Genomic DNA, 22,753 nt, shown 5'->3' on the forward strand with positions numbered 1-22,753 from the left:
TAGTCGTGGCGCGATGACGGACCATGGCTGCTATGGTCAATGGACGCTTGCCTGTGATGCACCCGATCAGGCAATCGATTACAGGATCCCATGCATGGAATTGAGCGCCACGACCACCGCCGCCCCCGGGCGCCATACGCCGATCACACGGAACCTGATCTGGTCCGTCGGACTGGTATTCGTACTGGGGGTGCTGATCGCCCTGGTTGCCTTGTTCAACATTGCCGGCCGGCTCGATGCCCAGGACCTGGCAAAGACCACGTTCTACACCCAGCGCGCGCTGGAAAACCGCATCAGTGCTTCGAAAAACTACGTCGCCAGTTATGCAACCTGGACGACCGCCTACGACCGTCTCAACGGTGAAGTCGATGTGCAGTGGGCTTATGTCGAGCAGAACATGGGTAAAACCTTGTACACCATGGATCACTACGACAGTGTGTTGGTGGTCGATCACCAGCGAACCAAATACGCCACGGTGCGTGGCCTTCAGGTGCAGGATGATGCGGCGGCCCGTCTTTCGATATCGATGGCGGCATTGATCAAGGAGGTTCAGGGGCAAGAAAGCCTGCTCGTCCCCGTCAGCCGCTTCACGCTGTTTGAGGGCCAGCCCGCACTACTGACGGCTGCGGCGATCGTGCCGAATGACGAAAGACCTGCGGTCGATCCCCAAAGCACTTCGATGCTGGTGTTCGTCGATCAATTGAGTCCGGAAAAGCTCAGTGCCTTGAGTGCCGACTACGGTTTGCATGACTTGAGCCTCGCGCCTGACAATAAACTCGCGCCAGGTCAGCCCGTGGTGGCACTCACGGGCACCGGTTACAGCCTGGTCTCGCGGCTCGAACAGCCAGGCCATCAGCTTCTTTGGTCACTGCTGCCGCCACTGGGCGGCGCGTTGTTGATTCTGGCGTTGTTGACGGCTTACTTCTTCCGATATGTGTTGCGATCGTCGGGGCACGTGGATGCCAGTTACATCAACCTGGATTTATCGAACCAGGCGCTGGAGGCCAGCGAAGAGCGTTTTCGTGCCGTGGCCGAGGCCGCTTCCGACTGGATCTGGGAAATCGACGACAAGCATCGCATCACGTATCTGTCGGGGCGCTTCGGCGCCGTCACCGGTTTTTCCGATCAGCAATGGCTGGGGCAGGACATCGAGCAACTGCTGTATTGCGACACCACGCCGTTGTCACTGTGGCTGAACAGGCTCGACGAAGAGCACAGCGTCAGTCACCTGCGTTGTTCCTATCGCGACCAGTCGGGGCAGCAACGTGTCTGCCGGGTTTCGGCACGACCGATCCATAGCAAGGGCGCGGTGCTGGGTTATCGCGGAACGGCCAGTGACATCACCGATGAAGTCGCCGCCCATGCACAGATCCAGCATCTATCTTTGCACGACGCGCTGACCGGCCTGCCCAATCGCAACAAACTGGCGCGTTACCTCGAAGACGCTTTGGTGCTGAAAGAACATTCAGCGCCGCTGACGTTGTTGATGATCGACCTGGATAACTTCAAGCCGATCAATGACTCCCTCGGCCACCCGGCCGGCGATGCTGTGTTGCTGGAAGTGGCCACCCGTTTGCGTGAATGCACGCGGGACATCGATCTGGTCGCGCGACTGGGCGGCGACGAGTTTGTGCTGGTGCTCAATGGCATGGACATCCACACGGAAATCGACCGGATTTGCGAACGTATTCTCGAAAGCCTGCACCGGCCGATCCACTATGATCATCACACGTTGCACATCGGCGCGAGCATCGGCATCGCCTTGAGTCGGCGTCAGGGGCACATGCCGGAGGAACTGATCCGGTGTGCCGACATCGCGCTGTATCAGGCCAAATCCGATGGCAAGAAGACCTGGTGCTATTTTGCGCCACACATGAACGATCAGATCCAGCATCGCCGCAAATTGGAAAACGACCTGCGCCAGGCGATCAAGAACAACGAGTTCGTGATGCACTATCAGCCGCGTTATCACGTCGATGGCAAGCAGATCGTCTCGGTCGAGGCGTTGCTGCGCTGGCAGCATCCGGTGCAGGGATTGCTAAGCCCCGACTCGTTTATTCCGTTGGCCGAGCAGACCGACCTGATCGTGCCATTGGGGCGTTGGGTTTTACGTGAAGCTTGCGAGACGGCCCTGACCTGGCCGGGTGAGCTGATGGTGTCGGTCAACCTGTCGCCCGTGCAGTTCGTACGCAGTGACGTGGTGGAGGATGTCAGGGAAGCGTTGATCCACACCCGTTTGCCGGCCAGTCGACTGGAGCTGGAGATCACCGAAAACGTGATGCTCAACGACGTCGACGGCGCTCTCGCGACCATGAACGCACTGAAGGAGCTGGGTGTGCGGCTGAACATGGACGACTTTGGCACCGGTTATTCATCACTGGGTTACCTGCGCACGTATCCGTTCGACGGGATCAAGATCGACAAGCGTTTCATCTCGTCCATGAGCGGTGCAGGTAACGACCGCGCGGTGGTGCAGGCGATCATCAACCTGGGCAAGGCCATGGGCCTGACCGTCACCGCAGAAGGCGTCGAGACGCTGGAGCAACTGGACTTCCTGATCTCTGACGAGTGCCATGAAGTGCAGGGTTTCTACCTCAGCCGGCCGATGGAAAATCAGGCGCTGTTGCCGTTGCTCAAGGCATCGCATGACGAGCATCCGGTGTAATGGGGGGACCTTTAGTCGCCTGTTTCGTTTGTCGTGGCAACTGCCATCACGCACCTCGGTCACAACTGGATACCGTCCATCCGTTGCGAGCCTCGGCCCATGAAAAATCTGAAAATCGCCACCTTCAACGTCAACGGCATGCGTGCCCGACTGCCGAATCTGCTGGCCTGGCTTGAGCGAGAAAAACCCGACATCGCCTGTTTGCAGGAGCTCAAGTCGGTGGACAGCGCGTTCCCGGCCTCCGAGCTTGAGGCCGTTGGCTACGGCGCAATCTGGCAAGGTCAGTCGTCGTGGAACGGGGTGGCGATTCTGGCGCGTGATGCGCAACCGTTAGAGAGCCGGCGCGGCTTGCCAGGAGATGATGCCGACACCCATAGCCGCTACCTGGAAGCCGCGGTACACGGGATTCTGGTGGGTTGCCTGTATTTGCCCAACGGCAATCCGCAACCCGGGCCGAAGTTCGATTACAAACTGGCATGGTTCGAGCGGCTGATCGCCTATGCCAAGGACCTGCAAGGCAGCGAGCATCCGGTGGTGCTGGCCGGCGACTACAACGTGGTGCCCGCCGACCTGGACATTTACAACCCGCGCTCTTGGCTCAAGGACGCCTTGTTGCAACCGGAAAGTCGCGAGTGTTACCAGCGCTTGCTGGATCAGGGGTGGACCGATTCCCTGCGCCATTTATACCCGGAGGATCGGCTCTACACCTTCTGGGATTATTTCAGGCAGCACTGGCAGAAAAACTCGGGGTTGCGCATCGATCATCTGTTGCTCAACTCAGGCCTGAATCCTTATCTGCATGAGGCCGGGGTCGATGCCTGGGTTCGCAACGAACCGCACGCCAGCGATCACGCGCCGACGTGGATTCGCTTGAGTTCGCGCAAACGGCGTTGATGTTCAGAGGGAGTGCGATTGGCTAAATCAATTGTCAGTCGAACCGCTTTATCCCTTATACATGGCGCCCATCGGCGGAGAGATCCGCGGCCCCATGCAAAAGGACCGAGCAATGAGCGAGCCACGCCTGACGAACCGTGCGTTATACCTGCAACGCCTGGGTTTCGACGCGCCCCCGGCGCCGACCCTGGACACCCTGCGCCAACTTCAGCTACGCCACACCGGGGCCTTCCCGTTCGAAAACCTCACCACGCTGTCCGGCGAGCCGGTACTCATCGACCTGCCATCCATCGAACAGAAAATTCTGCACGAGGGGCGCGGCGGTTATTGCTACGAACTCAACTGCGCGTTTCTGGCCTTGCTCCAGGAGCTGGGCTTCGACGCGCGCGGCATCACCGGCCGAGTGGTCATGGGCCAGCCCGAAGGCGCATGGACTGCCCGCACGCACCGCTTGAGCCAGGTCACTCTGGATGGCGTGCGCTACATCACCGACGTCGGCTTCGGCGGCATGGTGCCCACCGCACCGCTCATGCTCGACACCGATGCTGCACAGCTCACGCCCCACGAGCCCTATCGCATAGAGCGCCATGAAGACGGCTACACCCTGCGCGCCAACGTCGGCGGCGAGTGGCGGCCGATGTACATCTTCGACCTGCTACGCCAGGAAGACATCGATTACGCCGTCGGCAACTGGTACGTCTCGACCTATCCCGAATCGTCTTTTGCTAAACAACTGATGGTCGCGCGCACCGGGGATGGCTGGAGGCGTACGTTGAACAACGGCAGTTTTGCGATTCATCGGGTGGGTGCCGAAAGCGAACGACGGCAAGTGACCGATGTGGAGGAATTGATTGGGGTGCTGGAGGAAGAGTTCGGGATACGGGTGCCGGAGCATGCGGGGTTGAAGCGAGTGCTTGAGCAGTTAATTCAGGCGACATAGCCGCCACCCAGAAAGGGCAGAGCGAATACATCTGCCCTTTTCCTTTGAATTGATACCAGGCCTTGTACGCCATCGGGTACTGCACTGTTTTTGAACCGCGACAAACTCAAGGCTCAATTACTCGGTGGATTTCGCTCAAGACTTCTGACAATTTTTTCTCCAGGCTCTTCAGTTCAGATGCTGTTACTCCTGCTTTGAAATGTCCGGCATTCGCAACTGCGGCGTACTGATCGTGCCCGGCAGTTTTTTCTCTGTTGCTGAGCAACGTCTGGCGCAAGGTGTTATTGATCACCGTCTGATAGCCATATCCCTCGCCCTCAGCCAAGGCACGTGCCGCTTCGATGACGACGTCATCAAGCATGATCGTAATTCGGGTTTTACCCTTGCTGGAGGCAACCGCTCCACGCTTGGCATTGCTGAAGTCGTATTCGTCTTTCACCGGTCAATCCTCCATATAGCGGCGACGCTCGTTTTTGTTAGCGATGCGCGCGGAAATGATTCGAACGAAATTCGGATCGCGATAGGTGTACGCAACGACCAGCAAACGAGCCTTGGCATCCATTCCCATGACGATCCACCGCTGTTCATCGTGATGGTTGTCCTGAATCGTCAGTGCTCGTTCGTCATAAAACACTTGTTCTGTTTCAGCGAGGCTGATGCCGCGGTGCTTTAATTTGTTGGCTGCGTTTTTTGCCTTGTGATACTGAATTTCGAATGACTTCATTATGCATACTTTATATGTATAAGCGAGAGGCGTCCGTGCCGGCGGTCGCTTGGAATGCAAAAGACTAGCGGGCAGGGGAGAAGGCGAACGCCAGATGTGTTTCAGGATTTTTTGGATGGGAAACCGCGCAGCCAAAGGGCAGCATGGACACATGTCCATAATCTGACTGGTGAGTTGTATACAACTCTATAGACATTTGTCCTGAGTCTTGCATACAGTGTGCGCATAACAAAAAACCAGGGAACCCCCCAACCATGAAAACGCCCCATGTTTCACACCAACGGCCTGAGGACGAAAACCTCGGGGTCGGCGCGAATATGGCTTACGGCCTGCAACATGTTCTGACCATGTACGGTGGCATCGTCGCGGTGCCTTTGATCATCGGCCAGGCGGCCGGGCTCTCGCCGGCGGACATCGGTTTGTTGATTGCTGCTTCATTGTTTGCGGGGGGCTTGGCGACATTACTGCAAACCCTCGGTTTACCGTTTTTCGGGTGTCAGTTACCGCTGGTACAGGGTGTGTCGTTCTCGGGTGTTGCGACGATGGTGGCGATTGTCAGCAGCGGCGGGGAGGGCGGCTTTCAGTCGATTCTCGGGGCGGTGATCGCCGCGTCGTTGATCGGGTTACTGATCACACCGGTATTCTCGCGAATCACCAAGTTCTTCCCGCCGCTGGTGACGGGCATTGTGATCACCACCATCGGTCTGACGCTGATGCCAGTGGCCGCACGCTGGGCCATGGGCGGCAACAGCCATGCCCCGGACTTCGGCAGCATGGCGAACATCGGTCTGGCGGCAGTGACGCTGGTGCTGGTCCTTCTGTTGAGCAAGATCGGCAGCGCGACCATCTCTCGTTTGTCGATCCTGTTGGCGATGGTCATCGGCACGATCATCGCGGTGTTCCTCGGCATGGCGGATTTCTCGTCGGTCACGCAAGGCCCGATGTTCGGCTTCCCGACACCGTTCCACTTCGGCATGCCGACGTTCCACTTCGCCGCGATCCTGTCGATGTGCATCGTGGTCATGGTGACCCTGGTGGAAACCTCGGCGGACATCCTCGCCGTCGGTGAAATCATCGACACCAAGGTTGACTCCAAACGCCTGGGCAACGGCCTGCGTGCTGACATGCTGTCGAGCATGATCGCGCCGATCTTCGGCTCCTTTACCCAAAGCGCCTTCGCCCAGAACGTCGGGCTGGTGGCGGTGACCGGCATCAAGAGTCGCTTCGTGGTCGCCACCGGCGGCTTGTTCCTGGTGATCCTCGGTCTGCTGCCGTTCATGGGCCGGGTCATCGCCGCCGTACCAACCTCGGTGCTCGGCGGCGCCGGCATCGTGCTGTTCGGCACCGTGGCGGCCAGTGGCATTCGCACACTGTCCAAGGTTGATTACCGCAACAATGTCAACCTGATCATCGTCGCCACCTCCATCGGCTTCGGCATGATCCCGATCGCCGCGCCGAATTTCTACGACCACTTCCCGAGCTGGTTCGCCACGATCTTCCACTCGGGCATCAGTTCCTCGGCGATCATGGCCATCGTGCTCAACCTGACCTTCAACCACCTCACCGCCGGTAACTCGGATCAACAATCGGTGTTTGCAGCCGGTACTGAACGGGTTCTGCGTTACCAGGACCTGGCAGCGTTGCGTGAAGGGGATTACTTCAGCGAAGGCAAACTGCGTGACTGCGACGGGAATGAGATCCCGGTGGAGGAAGCGGCCCATGATTCGAGCGAACATCGAGCGGTTCACGCTAAAAGCAGTGAGCATGTCTGACAGGCGCACGGGTTAAAGAAGGCCGATCTGTTGTTTAGACAGATCGGCCTTTTGATTTTCCGTCGGCCACAAAAAAGCCCCTGAACCTTTCGATTCAGGGGCTTTTCGATTTTTGCTGTCTGGCTCCACGACCTGGACTCGAACCAGGGACCCAGTGATTAACAGTCACTTGCTCTACCAACTGAGCTATCGCGGAATGGCGTGTATGTTACTGATTCAAAAAGAGAAGTCAAGTGTCTGTTAACTACTTGATGGATTCATGGAGACGGACGGTGGTTTATCGGCCATGGGCGGTTACCAGAATCGCCCCAGAGGTCTACCATGGCCGCCCGGAAGTGGTTACACGCGCTGCCGGCCATTCGCCGAAAAGGTACGTGCCATGAATCACCCAATCCTCACCCTTCAAAACAATGGGGTGTTCGCATGAGCATCGCTCAAATCAGCCTGCCCAAAGGTGTCGGCCCGCACGCCGAGAAGCTGTTCGACGCAATCACTCAGGCCAGCACCGCTGACGATTTGAATCGCGCGGGCGGCAAGGCTGAAGGCTTCGTCCTCGGTCTGGAAAGCGCCAAAGCGATCAAGAGTCAGGTGGCTGAATCGCTCTACGTCGCCTATGACGACGCCGCCACTCAGCGTGCCACCGAACTGGCTTAACCGCCGAACGTGACCGTGGCGAGCATCAGTTTGGCGTACAGCATCGTGGCGGCCAGTTGCACCAGCCACAAGGCCAGGCCGCCGAGAAATACGCCAGCGGCCACTTGCAGCACCAGGTTGTTAGCGCGTTTGGCCGGGGTGCGAGGGGCGAAATCATTCAAGTCGTCCAAGTCATCGCGCTCAGCGCGCAGGTCATCGTTTTTCATGTGGGCTCTCTTCAGAATTCTCAGGTGTACACATAATCTGTAGGAGCGAGGCTTGCCCGCGAAGGCGTCCTCTCTGACGCTCAAAGCTTCGCGGGCAAGTCGGATCGCCGCCCGCTCGCTCCTACAGGTGCATCGTTGTGTGGAGTTTAGAGGGCGCCGATAGCGCTTTGACACTTATCTGCGACAAATAAAAAACGGGAAGCCCTGAGGCTTCCCGTTTTTCGTACCGCACGGGACTCAGATCACCGCAACGATGGCCTTGGTCACCGCATCGATGTTGCTCTGGTTCAACGCCGCCACGCAGATGCGGCCGGTGTCCAGGGCGTAGATGCCGAACTCGGTGCGCAAGCGGGTGACTTGCTCAACGGTCAGGCCGGAGTAGGAGAACATGCCGCGCTGACGACCGACGAAGCTGAAATCGCGTTGTGGTGCGTTTTTCGCCAGCAGGTCGACCATCTGAGTGCGCATGCCGCGAATCCGCAGGCGCATTTCCGCCAGTTCTTCTTCCCACTGAGTGCGCAGCTCCGGGCTGTTCAGCACAGCAGCAACGATGCTTGCACCGTGGGTCGGCGGGTTGGAGTAGTTGGTGCGGATCACGCGCTTGACTTGCGACAGCACGCGCGCGCTTTCTTCTTTCGATTCGCTGACGATCGACAGGGCGCCAACGCGCTCGCCGTACAGCGAGAAGGATTTGGAGAACGAGCTGGAGACGAAGAAGGTCAGGCCCGACTCAGCGAACAGGCGTACGGCCGCGGCGTCTTCGTCGATGCCATCGCCAAAGCCCTGGTAGGCCATGTCGAGGAAAGGTACGTGACCTTTGGCCTTCACCACGTCCAGCACGTTTTTCCAGTCCGCAGGGCTGAGGTCCACGCCGGTCGGGTTGTGGCAGCACGCGTGCAGCACAACGATCGAGCCGGACGGCAGGGCGTTCAGGTCTTCGAGCAGGCCGGCACGGTTAACGTCGTGGGTCGCGGCATCGTAGTAACGGTAGTTCTGCACCGGGAAACCCGCGGTTTCGAACAGGGCGCGGTGGTTTTCCCAGCTCGGGTCGCTGATCGCCACGATGGCGTTCGGCAGCAGTTGCTTGAGGAAGTCGGCGCCGATTTTCAGTGCGCCGGTGCCGCCAACGGCCTGGGTGGTGATGACGCGGCCAGCGGCGATCAATGGCGAGTCATTGCCGAACAGCAGTTTCTGCACAGCCTGGTCGTAGGCGGCAATGCCATCGATCGGCAAGTAGCCACGGGACGCGTGTTGAGCGACGCGAATCGTCTCGGCTTCGACAACGGCGCGCAGGAGTGGAATTCGCCCCTCCTCGTTGCAGTAAACACCGACCCCCAGGTTGACCTTGGTGGTACGTGGATCGGCGTTGAATGCTTCGTTGAGGCCCAGGATTGGATCGCGTGGTGCCATTTCGACAGCGGAGAACAGGCTCATTTTTGCGGCGGCTCTGAATGGAGTGTGGAGGGACGTGTCGCGCTCCAGCCGAATGCACTAGAGCGGTGCACAAACGGGGAGCTAGTATAGAGGCCATCTGCGATTGATGGCGACAGACGATTCGGCTTTTAGGTTAAGTTTTTTCGATTATTTTTCGACCGTTAGTCGAATGTCGGCATCAAAGACTTCAAGGGATGTAGGACGTTTGCCTTGAAAGCGCGGGCAATCGGCACCACATTGAGCACAATCCAGTTTTTTCCTCGGGCGACGTGAGTCGTTTGCGGCCTTTCTCGTTGCTGCCGGTTTGACCGCGCTGGCGCGATACCCTGCTTCGAGAATCGAGAGGTATGCATGTCTGAATTCCAGCTAGTCACCCGCTTCCAGCCCGCCGGCGATCAACCGGAAGCCATCCGCCTGATGGTCGAGGGCATCGAAGCCGGCCTGGCGCACCAGACGTTGCTCGGTGTGACCGGCTCTGGCAAGACCTTCAGCATCGCCAACGTGATCGCCCAGGTGCAACGTCCAACCCTGGTGCTGGCGCCAAACAAGACCCTGGCCGCGCAGTTGTACGGTGAGTTCAAGGCGTTCTTCCCGAACAACGCCGTCGAGTACTTCGTTTCCTACTACGACTACTACCAGCCCGAAGCTTATGTGCCGTCTTCGGACACCTTCATCGAGAAGGACGCCTCGATCAACGACCACATTGAGCAGATGCGGCTGTCCGCGACCAAAGCGCTGCTGGAGCGCAAAGATGCGATCATCGTCACCACGGTGTCGTGCATCTACGGTCTGGGCAGTCCGGAAACCTATTTGAAGATGGTTCTGCACGTGGATCGCGGTGACAAGCTCGATCAGCGCGCGTTGCTGCGCCGCCTGGCAGACCTGCAATACACCCGCAACGACATGGATTTTGCCCGGGCAACGTTCCGGGTGCGCGGCGATGTGATCGATATCCATCCGGCGGAATCCGACTTTGAAGCAATCCGCATCGAACTCTTCGACGATGAAGTCGAGAAGATTTCCGCGTTCGATCCGTTGACCGGCGAAGTGACCCGTCAGTTGCCGCGCTTCACCTTCTATCCGAAAAGCCACTACGTGACGCCACGGGAAACCCTGCTGGGCGCCGTCGAAGGGATCAAGGTCGAATTGCAGGAGCGCCTGGATTACCTGCGTTCCAACAATAAACTCGTTGAAGCCCAGCGCCTGGAGCAGCGCACCCGTTTCGACCTGGAGATGATCCTCGAACTGGGTTACTGCAACGGCATCGAAAACTACTCGCGCTATCTGTCGGGTCGTGATTCCGGGCAGGCACCGCCGACTTTGTTTGATTACCTGCCGGCCGATGCCTTGCTGGTGATCGACGAGTCCCACGTCAGCGTGCCGCAGGTCGGCGCCATGTATAAGGGCGACCGGTCCCGTAAAGAGACGCTTGTGGAATACGGCTTCCGCCTGCCGTCAGCGCTGGATAACCGACCGATGCGTTTCGACGAGTTCGAAAACATCAGCCCGCAGACGATCTTTGTTTCGGCCACGCCGGGCAATTACGAGGCGGAACACGCCGGTCGAGTGGTCGAGCAACTGGTGCGTCCGACTGGCCTGGTGGACCCTCAAATTGAAATCCGCCCGGCGCTGACCCAGGTCGACGATCTGCTTTCGGAAATCGGCAAGCGCGTGGCGCTGGAGGAGCGGGTGCTGGTCACGACCCTGACCAAACGCATGTCCGAAGACTTGACCGATTACCTGGCTGACCACGGCGTGCGCGTGCGTTACCTGCACTCGGACATCGACACGGTCGAGCGGGTGGAAATCATCCGCGATTTGCGTCTGGGCACCTTCGATGTGTTGGTGGGGATCAACCTGCTGCGCGAAGGCCTGGACATGCCGGAAGTCTCGCTGGTGGCGATCCTGGATGCGGACAAGGAAGGATTCCTGCGGTCCGAGCGTTCGCTGATCCAGACCATTGGCCGTGCGGCACGTAACCTCAATGGTCGGGCGATTCTCTACGCGGATCGCATCACCGGTTCCATGGAGCGGGCGATTGGCGAAACCGAGCGTCGTCGCGACAAGCAGATTGCGTTCAACCTGGCCAACGGCATCACGCCCAAAGGGGTGTTCAAGGATGTGGCCGACATCATGGAAGGCGCCACCGTGCCCGGTTCGCGCAGCAAGAAGCGCAAAGGCATGGCCAAGGCCGCTGAAGAAAGCGCCAAGTACGAAGCCGAATTGCGATCGCCGGGGGAAGTCGCCAGGCGTATCAAGGCGCTGGAAGAGAAGATGTACCAGCTCGCCCGCGACCTGGAATTCGAAGCCGCGGCGCAGATGCGTGACGAAATTACCAAGTTGCGGGAGCGGTTGATTACTGTCTGAGATTTGCATGGGCTATATGGGCCTCTTCGCGAGCAAGCCCCACATTAGATCAAGGTGTCCGGGCGGACACGGTCAAATGTGGGAGCGGGCTTGCCTGCGAAGGCGTCCGACAAAACACCACAATTTTCAGCTAGTGCGCTTCCCCAGTCTTCAACCCCGCCGGCAACGTCTTGGTCAACAACACCTGTCCTGCACCAGCACCTGATCGATGCGCGCGCCAATTGGCTCGAGACACGGGTGATCTCGCCTTGGACATAGGCGTTGTCGGTGCTTTCATAAAACCGTCCCTTGAAGAACCTTTGGGCAAAAAAGCCCCCGGCAATCAGCAGGACGATCAACAGGAAAATAAACAGGCGACGCTTGAGTTGGGCAGGCATGGGGCAGACTGTAGGCGAGAAATTGTAAGGAAAGTTATCAGCAGGTGAATCTGACATACAGTCGGTAGTGGGTAAATGTCATCGGCTGATAGTCCATCATTCATCGCGGTTCAGGCCCGTTGTAGACGCAACCTTGGCTTAAATGCCCTGCTGACTGGAGCCGGGCGGCTGTCGCCTGTTACCATTCGCCCTTTGTTTTATCTTCATTTCGAGACTTGCCATGACCACCGTCCGCACGCGCATCGCGCCATCGCCTACCGGGGACCCCCACGTAGGTACCGCTTACATCGCTTTGTTCAACTACTGCTTTGCCAAGCAGCATGGCGGTGAGTTCATCCTGCGCATCGAAGATACCGACCAATTGCGCTCGACCCGCGAGTCCGAACAGCAGATTTTCGATGCCCTGCGCTGGTTGGGTATCGACTGGAGCGAAGGCCCGGACGTTGGTGGCCCGCACGGCCCGTACCGTCAAAGCGAGCGCGGCGACATCTATCAGAAATACTGCCGGCAGCTGGTCGAAATGGGCCACGCCTTCCCGTGCTTCTGCACCGCCGAAGAACTGGACCAGATGCGCGCCGAGCAAATGGCCCGTGGCGAAACCCCGCGTTACGACGGCCGTGCGCTGTTGCTGTCCAAGGAAGAAGTCGCTTCCCGACTGGCCGCCGGCGAGCCACACGTGATCCGCATGAAAGTGCCGAGCGAAGGCGTTTGCGTGGTGCCGGACATGCTGCGTGGCGATGTCGAGATCCCGTGGGATCGCATGGACATGCAAGTGTTGATGAAGACCGACGGCCTGCCGACGTACTTCCTGGCCAACGTGGTCGACGACCACCTGATGGGCATCACCCACGTGCTGCGCGGTGAAGAGTGGCTGCCATCGGCGCCGAAACTGATCCTGCTTTATGAGTACTTCGGCTGGGAACAACCGGAGTTGTGCTACATGCCGCTGTTGCGTAACCCGGACAAGAGCAAGCTGTCCAAGCGCAAGAACCCGACCTCGGTGACGTTCTACGAGCGCATGGGCTTCATGCCGGAAGCGATGCTCAACTACCTCGGCCGCATGGGCTGGTCGATGCCGGACGAGCGCGAGAAGTTCTCGCTGCAGGAAATGGTCGACCACTTCGACCTGAGCCGCGTCTCCCTCGGCGGGCCGATTTTCGACATCGAGAAACTGTCGTGGCTCAACGGCCAATGGCTGCGTGATCTGCCGGTGGAAGAGTTCGCTTCGCGCCTGCAAACCTGGGCACTCAACCCTGAATACATGATGAAGATCGCGCCGCACGTGCAGGGCCGCGTCGAAACTTTTAGCCAGGTTGCACCGCTGGCCGGTTTCTTCTTCGCCGGTGGCGTGAACCCGGATGCCAAGCTGTTCGAATCGAAGAAGCTTTCGGGCGATCAGGTGCGTCAGCTGATGCAACTGATTCTGTGGAAGCTGGAAAGCCTGCGTCAGTGGGAGAAAGACAGCATCACTGCGACGATTCAGGCGGTGGTCGAATCCCTCGAGCTGAAGCTGCGTGATGCCATGCCGCTGATGTTCGCCGCGATCACGGGCCAGGCCAGCTCGGTATCGGTGCTTGATGCGATGGAAATCCTCGGCCCGGACTTGACCCGTTTCCGTCTGCGCCAGGCCATCGATCTGTTGGGCGGCGTGTCGAAGAAGGAAAACAAGGAGTGGGAAAAACTTCTGGGCAACATCGCCTGATCACCACGGTTCTGTAGGAGCGTTGCTTGCTCGCGAAGAACGATGATGCGGTGTGTCAGACACACCGAGGTGTCTCATTCGCCGGCAAGCCTGGCTCCTACAGATGTAGGTATACCCCGGATTTATGGGGGGAGGGCGGTAAGTGATTGTTATGGCGACAAAAAATTTTGGAAATTGTTAAAAATAAGTTTGACAGCTTTCCGAAGCGCCATTAAGATTCGCCCCGTCCTCAGCGATGAGGGGCTATAGCTCAGCTGGGAGAGCGCTTGCATGGCATGCAAGAGGTCGACGGTTCGATCCCGTCTAGCTCCACCAATTTACACTTCAAGGCCTGGCCACACAGGCCTTGAAGCGATCAGCACTCAGCGTTGATCTGTTGTATAGAAGGGTTTGCGTCCCCTTCGTCTAGTGGCCTAGGACACCGCCCTTTCACGGCGGTAACAGGGGTTCGAGTCCCCTAGGGGACGCCAGTTTTACAGAAGCGATGTTGCAAAATGTCGCTCCGCCGCGAGGCGAAAAATCCGGGGCTATAGCTCAGCTGGGAGAGCGCTTGCATGGCATGCAAGAGGTCAACGGTTCGATCCCGTTTAGCTCCACCAATTTTACAGTTCAAGGTCTGGCCACACCGGCCTTGAATCGATCAGCTCTCAGCACTGATCAGTTGTATAGAAGGTTTTGCGTCCCCTTCGTCTAGTGGCCTAGGACACCGCCCTTTCACGGCGGTAACAGGGGTTCGAGTCCCCTAGGGGACGCCACGATTACCCGCTCTGCGGGATTTTATAAGGGTCATTCAATTATTGAATGGCCCTTTTGTTTGTCTGGCGTTTGGCCAATTCCCCCATTTCTTTCAAACTGTTCTTCAGACCAGCGGTCACATCCACGACTTGCGGAAAATTATTATGAGAATAATATTCTAGTCGTAATATTCGGAGGCAACGATGAACGATAAAAAAGCTCAAACCCGCGAACGCATTCTCAAGGCCGCCAGCGCAGCGCTGATTCAGCGTGGCCCTGCCGAACCGAGCGTGGGCGAAGTGATGGGCGCAGCCGGCCTGACGGTTGGCGGCTTCTATGCACACTTCGAAAGCAAGGACGCCATGATGCTGGAAGCGTTCAAGCAACTGCTCGGTCACCGCCGTGGCTTGATCGCCGACATGGACGCCGAACTGACCGGCGAAGAACGTCGCGCGTTGGTGGCTGCGTTTTATCTGTCGCGCAAACACCGTGATTCTTCTGAGTCGGCGTGCCCGATCCCGGCATCTGTCGGTGAGCTGGGTCGCCTGCCGGACGCGTTTCGCGTGGCGTTGAATGAGCATGTGGAAATGATGGTCGCGCAGTTGGCGGCCAGCCCGGAAGACACCGACAAAGCCTTGGCCGACATGGCGTTGATGGTCGGTGGTCTGGCTCTGGCACGGGCGCTGGGGCCAGGAGAGTTGTCCGATCGATTGCTGCGCGCCGCCAAGTCGGCGGTGCTATGACCTGAAGGCATTGGCCTGAGGAGTGAGAGCGATGAACACGTTGAAGTGGGTTCGTGGCGTTAATGGCACCTTGGGCTGGTTCGCACCGAAACTGGTCGCGAGTATAATGCGACTGGCGTTCATGACGCCGCGGGACTTGCCGCCGCGTGATTGGGAGTTGCCGCTGCTGGCAAAATCCGAACGAATCACCTTGCGCTTCGGCCTCTCGGCGTTGCGCTGGGGGCAAGGTCCTGCCGTGTTGCTGATGCACGGTTGGGAAGGCCGGCCGACGCAGTTTGCGAGTCTCATCACGGCGCTGGTCGATGCCGGCTATTCGGTCGTAGCGCTGGACGGTCCGGCTCATGGCCGTTCGCCGGGTAACGAAGCGAATGTCGTGCTGTTTGCCAGGGCCATGCTCGAAGCGGCTGCCGAGTTGCCGCCGCTCCAAGCGGTCATCGGTCACTCCATGGGCGGCGCCAGTGCGATGCTCGCCGTGCAGCTGGGCTTGCGCACCGAAACCCTGGTCACCATCGCTGCACCAGCGCGGATTCTTGGCGTGTTGCGCGGCTTTGCCCGTTATGTGCGGCTGCCGCCCAAAGCGCGTTCGGCATTCATTCGTCAGGTCGAGAAAGACGTCGGCATGCGCGCTGCCACGCTCGATGTTGCGCACTACCAGCTCGACATGCCCGGCCTGATCGTCCATGCCGAAGATGACAACTTCGTCCCGGTCAAGGAATCCCAGTTGATCAACGAGGCTTGGTTCGACAGCCGGCTGTTACGCCTGGAAGAGGGCGGTCATCAGCGCGTGCTGGCGGATCCTCGGGTAATTGATGGCGTGCTGTCACTGCTGGCCGGTCGCAGTCTGCAATCGCGCCAATCGGCATAAGCATCCGTTACACTGCCCCGGTCGACATCATCTGACCGGGAGTGGGGCATGGGCTGGGATCGGGCAACGCCATTTATCATTGATCTGGAAGTCGGCGCCGAGGACATCGACGGGCTGGGGCACGCGAACAACGCGGTGTACGTGACCTGGCTCGAACGTTGCGCCTGGCGCCACTCGCAGCGGCTGGGCCTGGACCTGGTCGAATACCGTCGGCTGGATCGGGCAATGGCGGTAGTGCGGCATGAGATCGATTATCTGGCCGCCGCCTATGAAGGCGACGGGCTGCAATTGGCAACCTGGATTGTCGACTGGGATCAGCGTCTGAAAATGACCCGACACTTCCAGTTGAAGCGCCCCAGCGACAACACCACGTTGCTGCGTGCGCAAACCACCTTCGTCTGCATCGAGCTGTCGACGGGCAAGCCCAAGCGCATGCCGGCCGAGTTCATCGAAGGCTACGGCCCGGCGTTGCAGGTGTTCGATACGACCAAAATCTAAATGTGGGAGCGAGCCTGCTCGCGATAGCGGTGTGTCAGCCAACAGTGATGCGGCTGATGCACCGCTATCGCGAGCAGGCTCGCTCCCTCAGGGGGAATCTGCGATGTTCTGCAGATTTCCCGCGCAATCCAGTAAACTGCCGCACGTTTTTCGTTGAGTGTGTTTTTCATGCAAATTGCTTTGGCGCCCATGGAAGGGTTGGTCGACAACATCCTGCGGGACGTGCTGACCCGTGTGGGCGGTATCGATTGGTGCGTGACCGAGTTCATTCGGATCAACGATCAACTGCTCACGCCTGCCTATTACCACAAGTTCGGCCCGGAATTGTTGACCGGCGCCCGCACGGCGTCCGGCGTGCCGCTGCGGGTGCAGTTGCTCGGTTCCGATCCGGTGTGCCTGGCAGAAAACGCCGCGCTGGCTTGTGAATTGGGTTCCGAGGTTATCGACCTGAACTTCGGCTGCCCGGCCAAGACTGTCAACAAGTCCCGTGGCGGCGCCGTCCTGCTTAAAGAACCTGAACTGCTCAACGAAATCGTTGAACACGTGCGCCGCGCTGTGCCTGCGCACATTCCGGTCACGGCAAAAATGCGTCTGGGTTTCGACAGCCCGGACGGTTCGCTGGTCTGCGCAACCGCGCTGGCCGAAGGCGGCGCGGCGCACATCGTGGTTCACGCGCGGACCAAAACCGACGGTTATAAGCCGCCTGCTCACTGGGAATGGATCCCTCGCGTGCAGGAAGTGGTCAAGGTTCCGGTGTTCGCCAATGGCGATATCTGGAGCGTTGAGGACTGGCGCCGTTGCCGCGAAATCAGCGGCGTGGAGGACATCATGCTCGGTCGCGGCCTGGTTTCGCGTCCGGACCTGGCCCGGCAAATTGCAGCGGCACGGGCCGGTGAAGAAGTGGTCGAGATGACGTGGGCAGAGTTGCTACCACTGATTCAGGACTTCTGGTTGCAAGCCAAGGCGCAGATGACAGCACGCCAATCGCCGGGTCGTTTGAAGCAATGGCTGGCAATGCTGACCCGCAATTATCCTGAAGCGGTCGAGCTGTTCACCGTCCTGCGTCGAGAGACTGAGCTGGATCAGGTCTCGCGTTTGCTGGGTCTTCAGGTGGCTGAAGCGGCCTAAAAAATCTGCAAATATTCTCTTGAAAAGCAATCAGCGATCCCTATCTAAGGATTACGCGATGCCGAATACGGGTCGCGGAGACAAAAAACCTTGCTGATTGTTTTCAGGAGATTTGAGCCATGACTACTGCATTTTCCCTGGCCCCACTGTTCCGTTCCTCGGTAGGCTTCGACCGTTTCAACGACCTGTTCGAAACCGCCCTGCGCAACGAGCCAGGCAGCACCTACCCACCCTACAACGTTGAAAAACACGGTGATGATCAATACCGCATCGTCGTGGCCGCGGCCGGTTTCCAGGAAGAAGACCTGGACCTGCAAGTCGAGAAAGGTGTGCTGACCATCAGTGGTGGCAAACGCGACGCGACTGAAGGCGTGACGTTCCTGCACCAGGGCATCGCCCAGCGCGCGTTCAAGTTGTCGTTCCGCCTGGCCGATCACATCGAGATCAAGGCCGCTGACTTGCGCAACGGTCTGCTGAGTATCGACCTGCTGCGCATCGTGCCGGAAGAGGCAAAAGCCAAACGCATCCCGATCAACGGCACGCAAAAACCAGCTCTGCAGTAACAAGCCAGAGCAATGAAAAGGGCGCCATTGGCGCCCTTTTTTGTACCAATCATCTCGCGCTCGACGCACGACTTGCAGCTGCCCTGTGGCGAGGGGATTTATCCCCGTTGGGTTGCGAAGCAGCCCTCTACATTCCTTCAGGCGCATAGAGCTTGCAGGATTGACGACTGCTTCGCAGCCGAACGGGGATAAATCCCCTCGCCACAGGGCAGCTGCTAAAGGGCCCGTGTTACTTGAGGAGTTTCTGGAACTCCTCCACCGACAACGGCCGGCTGTGCAGATACCCCTGATAGAAATGGCACCCCAGCCCCTGCAAAAACTCCAGCTGCTCCGGCGTCTCCACCCCTTCGGCGATCACTTTCAGTTCCAGGCTGCGGGCCATGGCCACGATGGCGCGGATGATTTCGGCGTCGTTGGGGTCGGTAGTGGCATCGCGGATGAACGACTGGTCGATTTTCAGGGTGTCGACGGGCAGGCGCTTGAGGTAGGTCAGCGAGGAGTAACCGGTGCCGAAGTCGTCCATCGCAAAACTCACGCCGAGTTTTTTCAGGCTGCGCATTTTGTTGATGGTGTCTTCCAGGTTCTGGATGACGATGCCTTCGGTGATTTCCAGTTTCAGCAGAGAGCAGGGCAGGCCGTGGCTGCTGAGGCTGTGTTCGATGCGTTCGACGAAATCGTTTTGACGAAATTGCCTCGGGCTGATGTTGACGCACAGGCTGAAGCTGAGCGGGTTGATTAAGCCTTTTGTGATCAGTTTTTTGAAGGCCGCGCAGGCCTCATCGATGATCCAGGTACCGACTTCCAGAATCAGCCCGCTGTCCTCCAGCACCTTGATGAACTCGGTGGGCGATTGCGGGCCGAGTTCCGGATGGTCCCAGCGCACCAGCGCTTCGGCGCCGACAATGCGGTTGCCCTGGGCGTCGACCTGGGGTTGGTAATGCACATGAAATTCGCCCCGTGAAAGGGCCAGGCGCAGGTCGGTTTCCATGCGCAGGCGCTCGCTCGCCGCCTTCTGCATGGTGTTGTGGTACATCTGCGCGGTGTTCCGACCTGAGTCCTTGGCGCGGTAAAGCGCGATGTCGGCACGTTTGAGCAGGTCGGTCGGCGTCGAGCCGTGGTCGGGAATCAGCGCGATGCCGATGCTCGGCGTGACTTGCAGGCGCTGGCCGTCGAGGAACATCGGCTCCGACAACAGTTCGCGCAAGGTGTCGGCCAGGTCACTGACCTGGGCGCTGACTTCGTTGCGCGAGCCCTCGAGGCCGCTGAGCAGCACCACAAATTCGTCGCCACCCAGGCGCGCCACGGTGTCTTCCATGCGCACGCTGGCTTCAAGGCGAGCCGTGATGATTTTCAGCACCGTGTCGCCCACCGGGTGACCGAGGGAATCGTTGATGTGCTTGAAGTGATCGAGGTCGAGGAACAGTAACGCGCCGCGCAGGTTGTGGCGCTTGAGCAGGGCAATCTGCTGGCTCAGGCGATCCATCAACAGCGCGCGGTTCGGCAGGTTGGTCAGCGGGTCGTGGTAGGCCAGGTGACGGATCTGCGCTTCGGCATTCTTCAGCAGGCTGACGTCCCGGGCGGTCAGCAACAGGCACGCGGTCTCGTTGAGGGTGATCGGCTCCACCGAGACTTCGACGGTCAGCAACTCGCCGCGTTTATTGCGGCCGAGCATTTCCTGGTGGTGCACTCGGCCCTTGATCTGCAACTCGGCCAGCAGCGCCGAGCGTTGTTTCTCTTCGGCCCAGATACCGACCTGATACACCGTGCGGCCGACCACTTCGTCGGCGCGGTAACCGGTCAGGCGGCAGAAACCATCGTTGACCTCCAGGTAGCGACCGGTATCGCGCTCGGTGATGGTGATCGCGTCGGGGCTCGAGTGGAACGCCTTGGCAAACTTCTCTTCGCTGGCCTTCAGAGCGGCTTCGGAACGTTGCTGCTGGGTGATGTCGCGCAGGGTGGTGACGATGCACGGCTGTTCGCCGACGCTGATTTGCCGGCTGGAAATCACGCAAGTCAGGGACTGCCCGTCTTTGTGCTGGGCGACGATCGCTACATTATTCAGGCCCTGTTCGCGGATGACCTGCTCGATCCGTTGCAGGCTTTTCGCCGAAGCGTCCCACAAGCCGATCTCGTCGGCGCTGCGACCAATCACCTCGTCGGCGCTCCAGCCAAAGGTTTGGGTGAAGCTGGAATTGATCTCGATGAACTGGCCGGTGTCCTGGCGCGTGACGCAGATCGGGTCAGGGCTCACCTGGAACAGCGTGGCGAATTTCTCTTCCGAGGTCACCAGCCGCTGCTCACGTTCGACCTGGTCGGTGATGTCCAGCAGGGTGCCGGCCATGCGCAGCGGCGTGCCGTTTTCATCGCGGTAGAGGCGGGCGCGGCTTTCCAGGTAGCGTGAACTGCCGTCCGCCAGTTGCACGCGATAGGTCAGTTGATAATTGCCGGCCGGTCCTTCGCGCAGGCTGCGGTAAGCGTCGCGCATGGTGCCGCGTTCTTCATAGGGCACGCCTTCGAAAAACGCGTCGAAGGACTCGTGGAAGGGTATGGCCTCCAGCCCGTGCAACTGCGCGGCCCGCGCCGAGCCGTACAGCATGCCGCTGGGAATGTGCCAGTCCCAGGTGCCGAGTTGCGCCGAATCCAGCGCCAGGTCGAGGCGTTCCTGGCTGTCTTTCAGCGCGTGTTCGGCGGCTTTGCGTTCAGTGGTGTCGAGGAAAGTGCTCAGCAGGTACGGCTGGCCTTCGAGTTCGACTTTCTGTGCGCTGAGGATGCCGTCGTGGATCTGGCCATTGCTGGCGCGAAACTGCACCTCCATGCTGATGAGTTCGCCCTTGGCTTTGGTCGCTTTAACCAGCACGTCCCGTTGTTCCGGATGCACCCAGAGACCCAGTTCAACGGTGGTTCGGCCAATCGCGTCCTGCACCGGCCAGCCGAACAGGCTTTCGAAATACTGGTTGGCTTCGGTAATCAGGCCGTCTTCCTGGCGGGTCAGCAACACCATGTTCGGGCACAGGTGAAACAGCGTGGCGAAGCGTTTTTCCGAGCTGCTCAGCGCCTGTTCCCGCTGGCGTTGGTGGGTGATCTCGCGAATGACCCCGATCATCCGTGGCCGGCCGTGCTTGTCCGGCAGCAGGCTGCCGTTGATCTCCAGCCAGTGCAGGCTGCCGTCGGGCCAGCGAATGCGGTGGTGCATCGCCTGTTCCAGTGGGGCGCCGGCAATCACGGCATGAAAGGCGCGGATGGTTTTTGCCCGATCCTCCGGGGGCAGCAAGTCGAGGTATTCCAGATCGGCCGGCAACGGTTGCCGGGGATCGAAGCCGAACAACGCCTGAGTACCCCGCGACCAGCTGATCTGCCCGCGCTCGATGTCCCAATACCAGGCGCCCAGACGCGCGCCATTGAGAGCGGCCAGCAACTGCGGTGCGCTTTCCCAGCTCTGCTCGGACCGTTTCGGGTCAAGCGCCTGAATACGGGGCATCGGCGGAATACGGTCAACAGATTTCGGCATTGGCAAGCCTTGGGCTGAATTGGGCGTTAGGCACAGGAATTCGCGGCTCATGGCGGTAGAACAGGTTAGCCTTGAGTCCCTGGCAGATCGATTTGTGCATCCAGCAGAGCCATGAAGGCCCGTGCCGCATTCGACAGCGTCCGTTCGGTGTGCAGGATATAGCCTAGCTGGCGAGTCAGTTGTATGCCCGGTAAAGGTATTCGTGCAACTTGATCATCGAGCATGGTGCGTGGCAACACGCTCCAGGCCAGGCCGATCGACACCATCATCTTGATGGTTTCCAGGTAATTGGTGCTCATGGCGATGTTCGGCGTCAGGCCTTGGGCTTCGAACAACCGATGGACGATGTGGTGAGTAAAGGTGTTGCCGCCAGGGAACACCGCCGGGTGCAGGGCGATGTCCGCCAGGCTGACCGCACCGTTGCTGACCAGTGAATGCTCCGGGGCGACCACGAAATCCAGCGGGTCGTCCCACACCGGTGTGGCCTTGACCAATGCGTGGGGCTCCGGCGCCAGGGTGATGACGGCCAGTTCGGCGCGACCATGGAGAATTTCTTCGTAGGCCACTTCCGAATCGAGGAACTGAATATCCAGCGCCACTTGTGGGTAGCGTCGGGTGAACTCCCTTAATAAGGGCGGTAAACGGTGCAAGCCAATGTGGTGACTGGTGGCCAGCGTCAAGCGACCGGTCACTTCGCCGGTCAGGTTGGTCAGGGCGCGGCGGGTGTCATCCAGCACATTGAGAATCTGATAGGCCCGAGGCAACAGGGCGCGACCCGCTTCGGTCAGCCCAACTTCACGGCCCAGGCGATCGAACAGCCGCACCTTCAATTGCTGCTCCAGCCCGGCGATGCGCTTGCTGATCGCCGGCTGCGTCAGATGCAGGCGTTCTCCCGCGCCAGAGAAGCTTCCGGTCTCGGCAATCGCGATAAAGGCATTGAGGTTGGCAAGGTCCATTTCGGTATTCCAGTTGGTTATC

Annotated in this window: 18 protein-coding genes, 5 tRNA genes and 1 pseudogene; 16 read left to right on the top strand and 8 right to left on the bottom strand. The window is 59.3% G+C overall.

The window, feature by feature from the left end; all coding sequences use genetic code 11:
• The first annotated feature begins 94 nt into the window (after positions 1-94).
• The 3 genes from EYC95_RS05845 (at position 95) to EYC95_RS05855 (ending at position 4,499) form a co-directional block, all read left to right on the top strand.
• Complete coding sequence (locus EYC95_RS05845; RefSeq protein WP_131059518.1) at positions 95-2,665, top strand: EAL domain-containing protein; 2,571 nt, start codon at positions 95-97, stop codon at positions 2,663-2,665.
• Positions 2,666-2,764: 99 nt separating this feature from the next.
• Entirely contained in the window at positions 2,765-3,559 is a 795-nt protein-coding gene (locus EYC95_RS05850) for an exodeoxyribonuclease III (protein ID WP_131059519.1), read from the top strand.
• 112 nt (positions 3,560-3,671) lie between these two features.
• Positions 3,672-4,499, top strand: coding sequence for an arylamine N-acetyltransferase (locus EYC95_RS05855; protein ID WP_131059520.1), 828 nt, complete (start codon positions 3,672-3,674; stop codon positions 4,497-4,499).
• 106 nt (positions 4,500-4,605) lie between these two features.
• Here the strand turns inward: EYC95_RS05855 and EYC95_RS05860 are convergent, their stop codons facing one another.
• Together EYC95_RS05860 and EYC95_RS05865 are read right to left on the bottom strand one after the other, a co-directional pair.
• Positions 4,606-4,938, bottom strand: coding sequence for a BrnA antitoxin family protein (locus EYC95_RS05860; RefSeq protein WP_131059521.1), 333 nt, complete (start codon positions 4,936-4,938; stop codon positions 4,606-4,608).
• Between the two features lie 3 nt (positions 4,939-4,941).
• Positions 4,942-5,223: a BrnT family toxin gene (locus tag EYC95_RS05865; RefSeq protein WP_131059522.1), complete on the bottom strand. Its 282-nt coding sequence runs from the start codon at positions 5,221-5,223 to the stop codon at positions 4,942-4,944.
• Positions 5,224-5,477: 254 nt separating this feature from the next.
• Here EYC95_RS05865 and EYC95_RS05870 point away from each other — a divergent pair, with 254 nt between their 5' ends.
• Positions 5,478-6,995 (top strand): nucleobase:cation symporter-2 family protein, encoded by a 1,518-nt coding sequence (locus EYC95_RS05870; protein WP_131059523.1) that lies wholly within the window; start codon positions 5,478-5,480, stop codon positions 6,993-6,995.
• Between the two features lie 120 nt (positions 6,996-7,115).
• On the opposite strand, the gene EYC95_RS05875 is transcribed toward EYC95_RS05870, so the two are convergent.
• Positions 7,116-7,191: transfer RNA gene (locus tag EYC95_RS05875), tRNA-Asn, on the bottom strand.
• Positions 7,192-7,418: 227 nt separating this feature from the next.
• On the opposite strand from EYC95_RS05875, the gene EYC95_RS05880 reads away from it, so the two are divergent.
• Entirely contained in the window at positions 7,419-7,649 is a 231-nt protein-coding gene (locus tag EYC95_RS05880) for a hypothetical protein (RefSeq protein ID WP_131059524.1), read from the top strand.
• Here EYC95_RS05880 and EYC95_RS05885 read toward each other — a convergent pair.
• The gene (locus EYC95_RS05885) at positions 7,646-7,855 is read right to left on the bottom strand and encodes a hypothetical protein (protein WP_131059525.1); all 210 of its coding nucleotides are present in this window, start codon (positions 7,853-7,855) and stop codon (positions 7,646-7,648) included. The genes EYC95_RS05880 and EYC95_RS05885 overlap by 4 nt on opposite strands.
• Before the next feature lie 237 nt (positions 7,856-8,092).
• On the bottom strand, positions 8,093-9,289 hold the full coding sequence (locus EYC95_RS05890) for an amino acid aminotransferase (RefSeq protein WP_131059526.1): 1,197 nt from the start codon (positions 9,287-9,289) through the stop codon (positions 8,093-8,095).
• A 351-nt stretch (positions 9,290-9,640) separates the two neighbouring features.
• Here EYC95_RS05890 and uvrB point away from each other — a divergent pair, with 351 nt between their 5' ends.
• On the top strand, positions 9,641-11,656 hold the full coding sequence (uvrB, locus tag EYC95_RS05895) for an excinuclease ABC subunit UvrB (RefSeq protein WP_131059527.1): 2,016 nt from the start codon (positions 9,641-9,643) through the stop codon (positions 11,654-11,656).
• A gap of 186 nt (positions 11,657-11,842) precedes the next feature.
• Here the strand turns inward: uvrB and EYC95_RS05900 are convergent.
• Positions 11,843-12,033: pseudogene (locus EYC95_RS05900) on the bottom strand (HlyD family secretion protein); the annotation flags it as partial.
• A gap of 220 nt (positions 12,034-12,253) precedes the next feature.
• On the opposite strand from EYC95_RS05900, the gene gltX reads away from it, so the two are divergent.
• The 10 genes from gltX (at position 12,254) to EYC95_RS05950 (ending at position 18,267) form a co-directional block, all read left to right on the top strand.
• Positions 12,254-13,735: a glutamate--tRNA ligase gene (gltX, locus tag EYC95_RS05905; protein WP_131059528.1), complete on the top strand. Its 1,482-nt coding sequence runs from the start codon at positions 12,254-12,256 to the stop codon at positions 13,733-13,735.
• Positions 13,736-13,974: 239 nt separating this feature from the next.
• Positions 13,975-14,050, top strand: a tRNA-Ala gene (locus EYC95_RS05910).
• A gap of 79 nt (positions 14,051-14,129) precedes the next feature.
• Positions 14,130-14,205, top strand: a tRNA-Glu gene (locus EYC95_RS05915).
• A 53-nt stretch (positions 14,206-14,258) separates the two neighbouring features.
• Positions 14,259-14,334: transfer RNA gene (locus EYC95_RS05920), tRNA-Ala, on the top strand.
• A gap of 80 nt (positions 14,335-14,414) precedes the next feature.
• A tRNA-Glu gene (locus tag EYC95_RS05925) sits at positions 14,415-14,490 on the top strand.
• Between the two features lie 183 nt (positions 14,491-14,673).
• Positions 14,674-15,213 carry a TetR/AcrR family transcriptional regulator gene (locus EYC95_RS05930; protein WP_008028313.1) on the top strand — a complete coding sequence of 180 codons (540 nt, stop codon included), beginning with the start codon at positions 14,674-14,676 and terminating at the stop codon, positions 15,211-15,213.
• Positions 15,214-15,244: 31 nt separating this feature from the next.
• The gene (locus EYC95_RS05935; RefSeq protein ID WP_131059529.1) at positions 15,245-16,078 is read left to right on the top strand and encodes an alpha/beta fold hydrolase; all 834 of its coding nucleotides are present in this window, start codon (positions 15,245-15,247) and stop codon (positions 16,076-16,078) included.
• A gap of 48 nt (positions 16,079-16,126) precedes the next feature.
• A complete protein-coding gene (locus tag EYC95_RS05940; RefSeq protein ID WP_131059530.1) occupies positions 16,127-16,576 on the top strand; it encodes a thioesterase family protein in 450 nt (149 codons plus the stop codon).
• Positions 16,577-16,744: 168 nt separating this feature from the next.
• Entirely contained in the window at positions 16,745-17,704 is a 960-nt protein-coding gene (locus EYC95_RS05945; protein ID WP_131059531.1) for a tRNA-dihydrouridine synthase, read from the top strand.
• Between the two features lie 119 nt (positions 17,705-17,823).
• Positions 17,824-18,267, top strand: a complete 444-nt coding sequence (locus EYC95_RS05950) for an Hsp20 family protein (protein ID WP_131059532.1) — start codon at positions 17,824-17,826, stop codon at positions 18,265-18,267.
• 229 nt (positions 18,268-18,496) lie between these two features.
• Here the strand turns inward: EYC95_RS05950 and EYC95_RS05955 are convergent, their stop codons facing one another.
• Together EYC95_RS05955 and EYC95_RS05960 are read right to left on the bottom strand one after the other, a co-directional pair.
• Positions 18,497-21,775, bottom strand: a complete 3,279-nt coding sequence (locus EYC95_RS05955; protein ID WP_131059533.1) for a PAS domain S-box protein — start codon at positions 21,773-21,775, stop codon at positions 18,497-18,499.
• Between the two features lie 65 nt (positions 21,776-21,840).
• Complete coding sequence (locus EYC95_RS05960) at positions 21,841-22,731, bottom strand: LysR family transcriptional regulator (RefSeq protein ID WP_131059534.1); 891 nt, start codon at positions 22,729-22,731, stop codon at positions 21,841-21,843.
• Between the last annotated feature and the right edge of the window lie 22 nt (positions 22,732-22,753).

The sequence above is a fragment of the Pseudomonas sp. BGI-2 genome, from assembly GCF_004310295.1.
Classification (GTDB): Bacteria; Pseudomonadota; Gammaproteobacteria; order Pseudomonadales; family Pseudomonadaceae; genus Aquipseudomonas.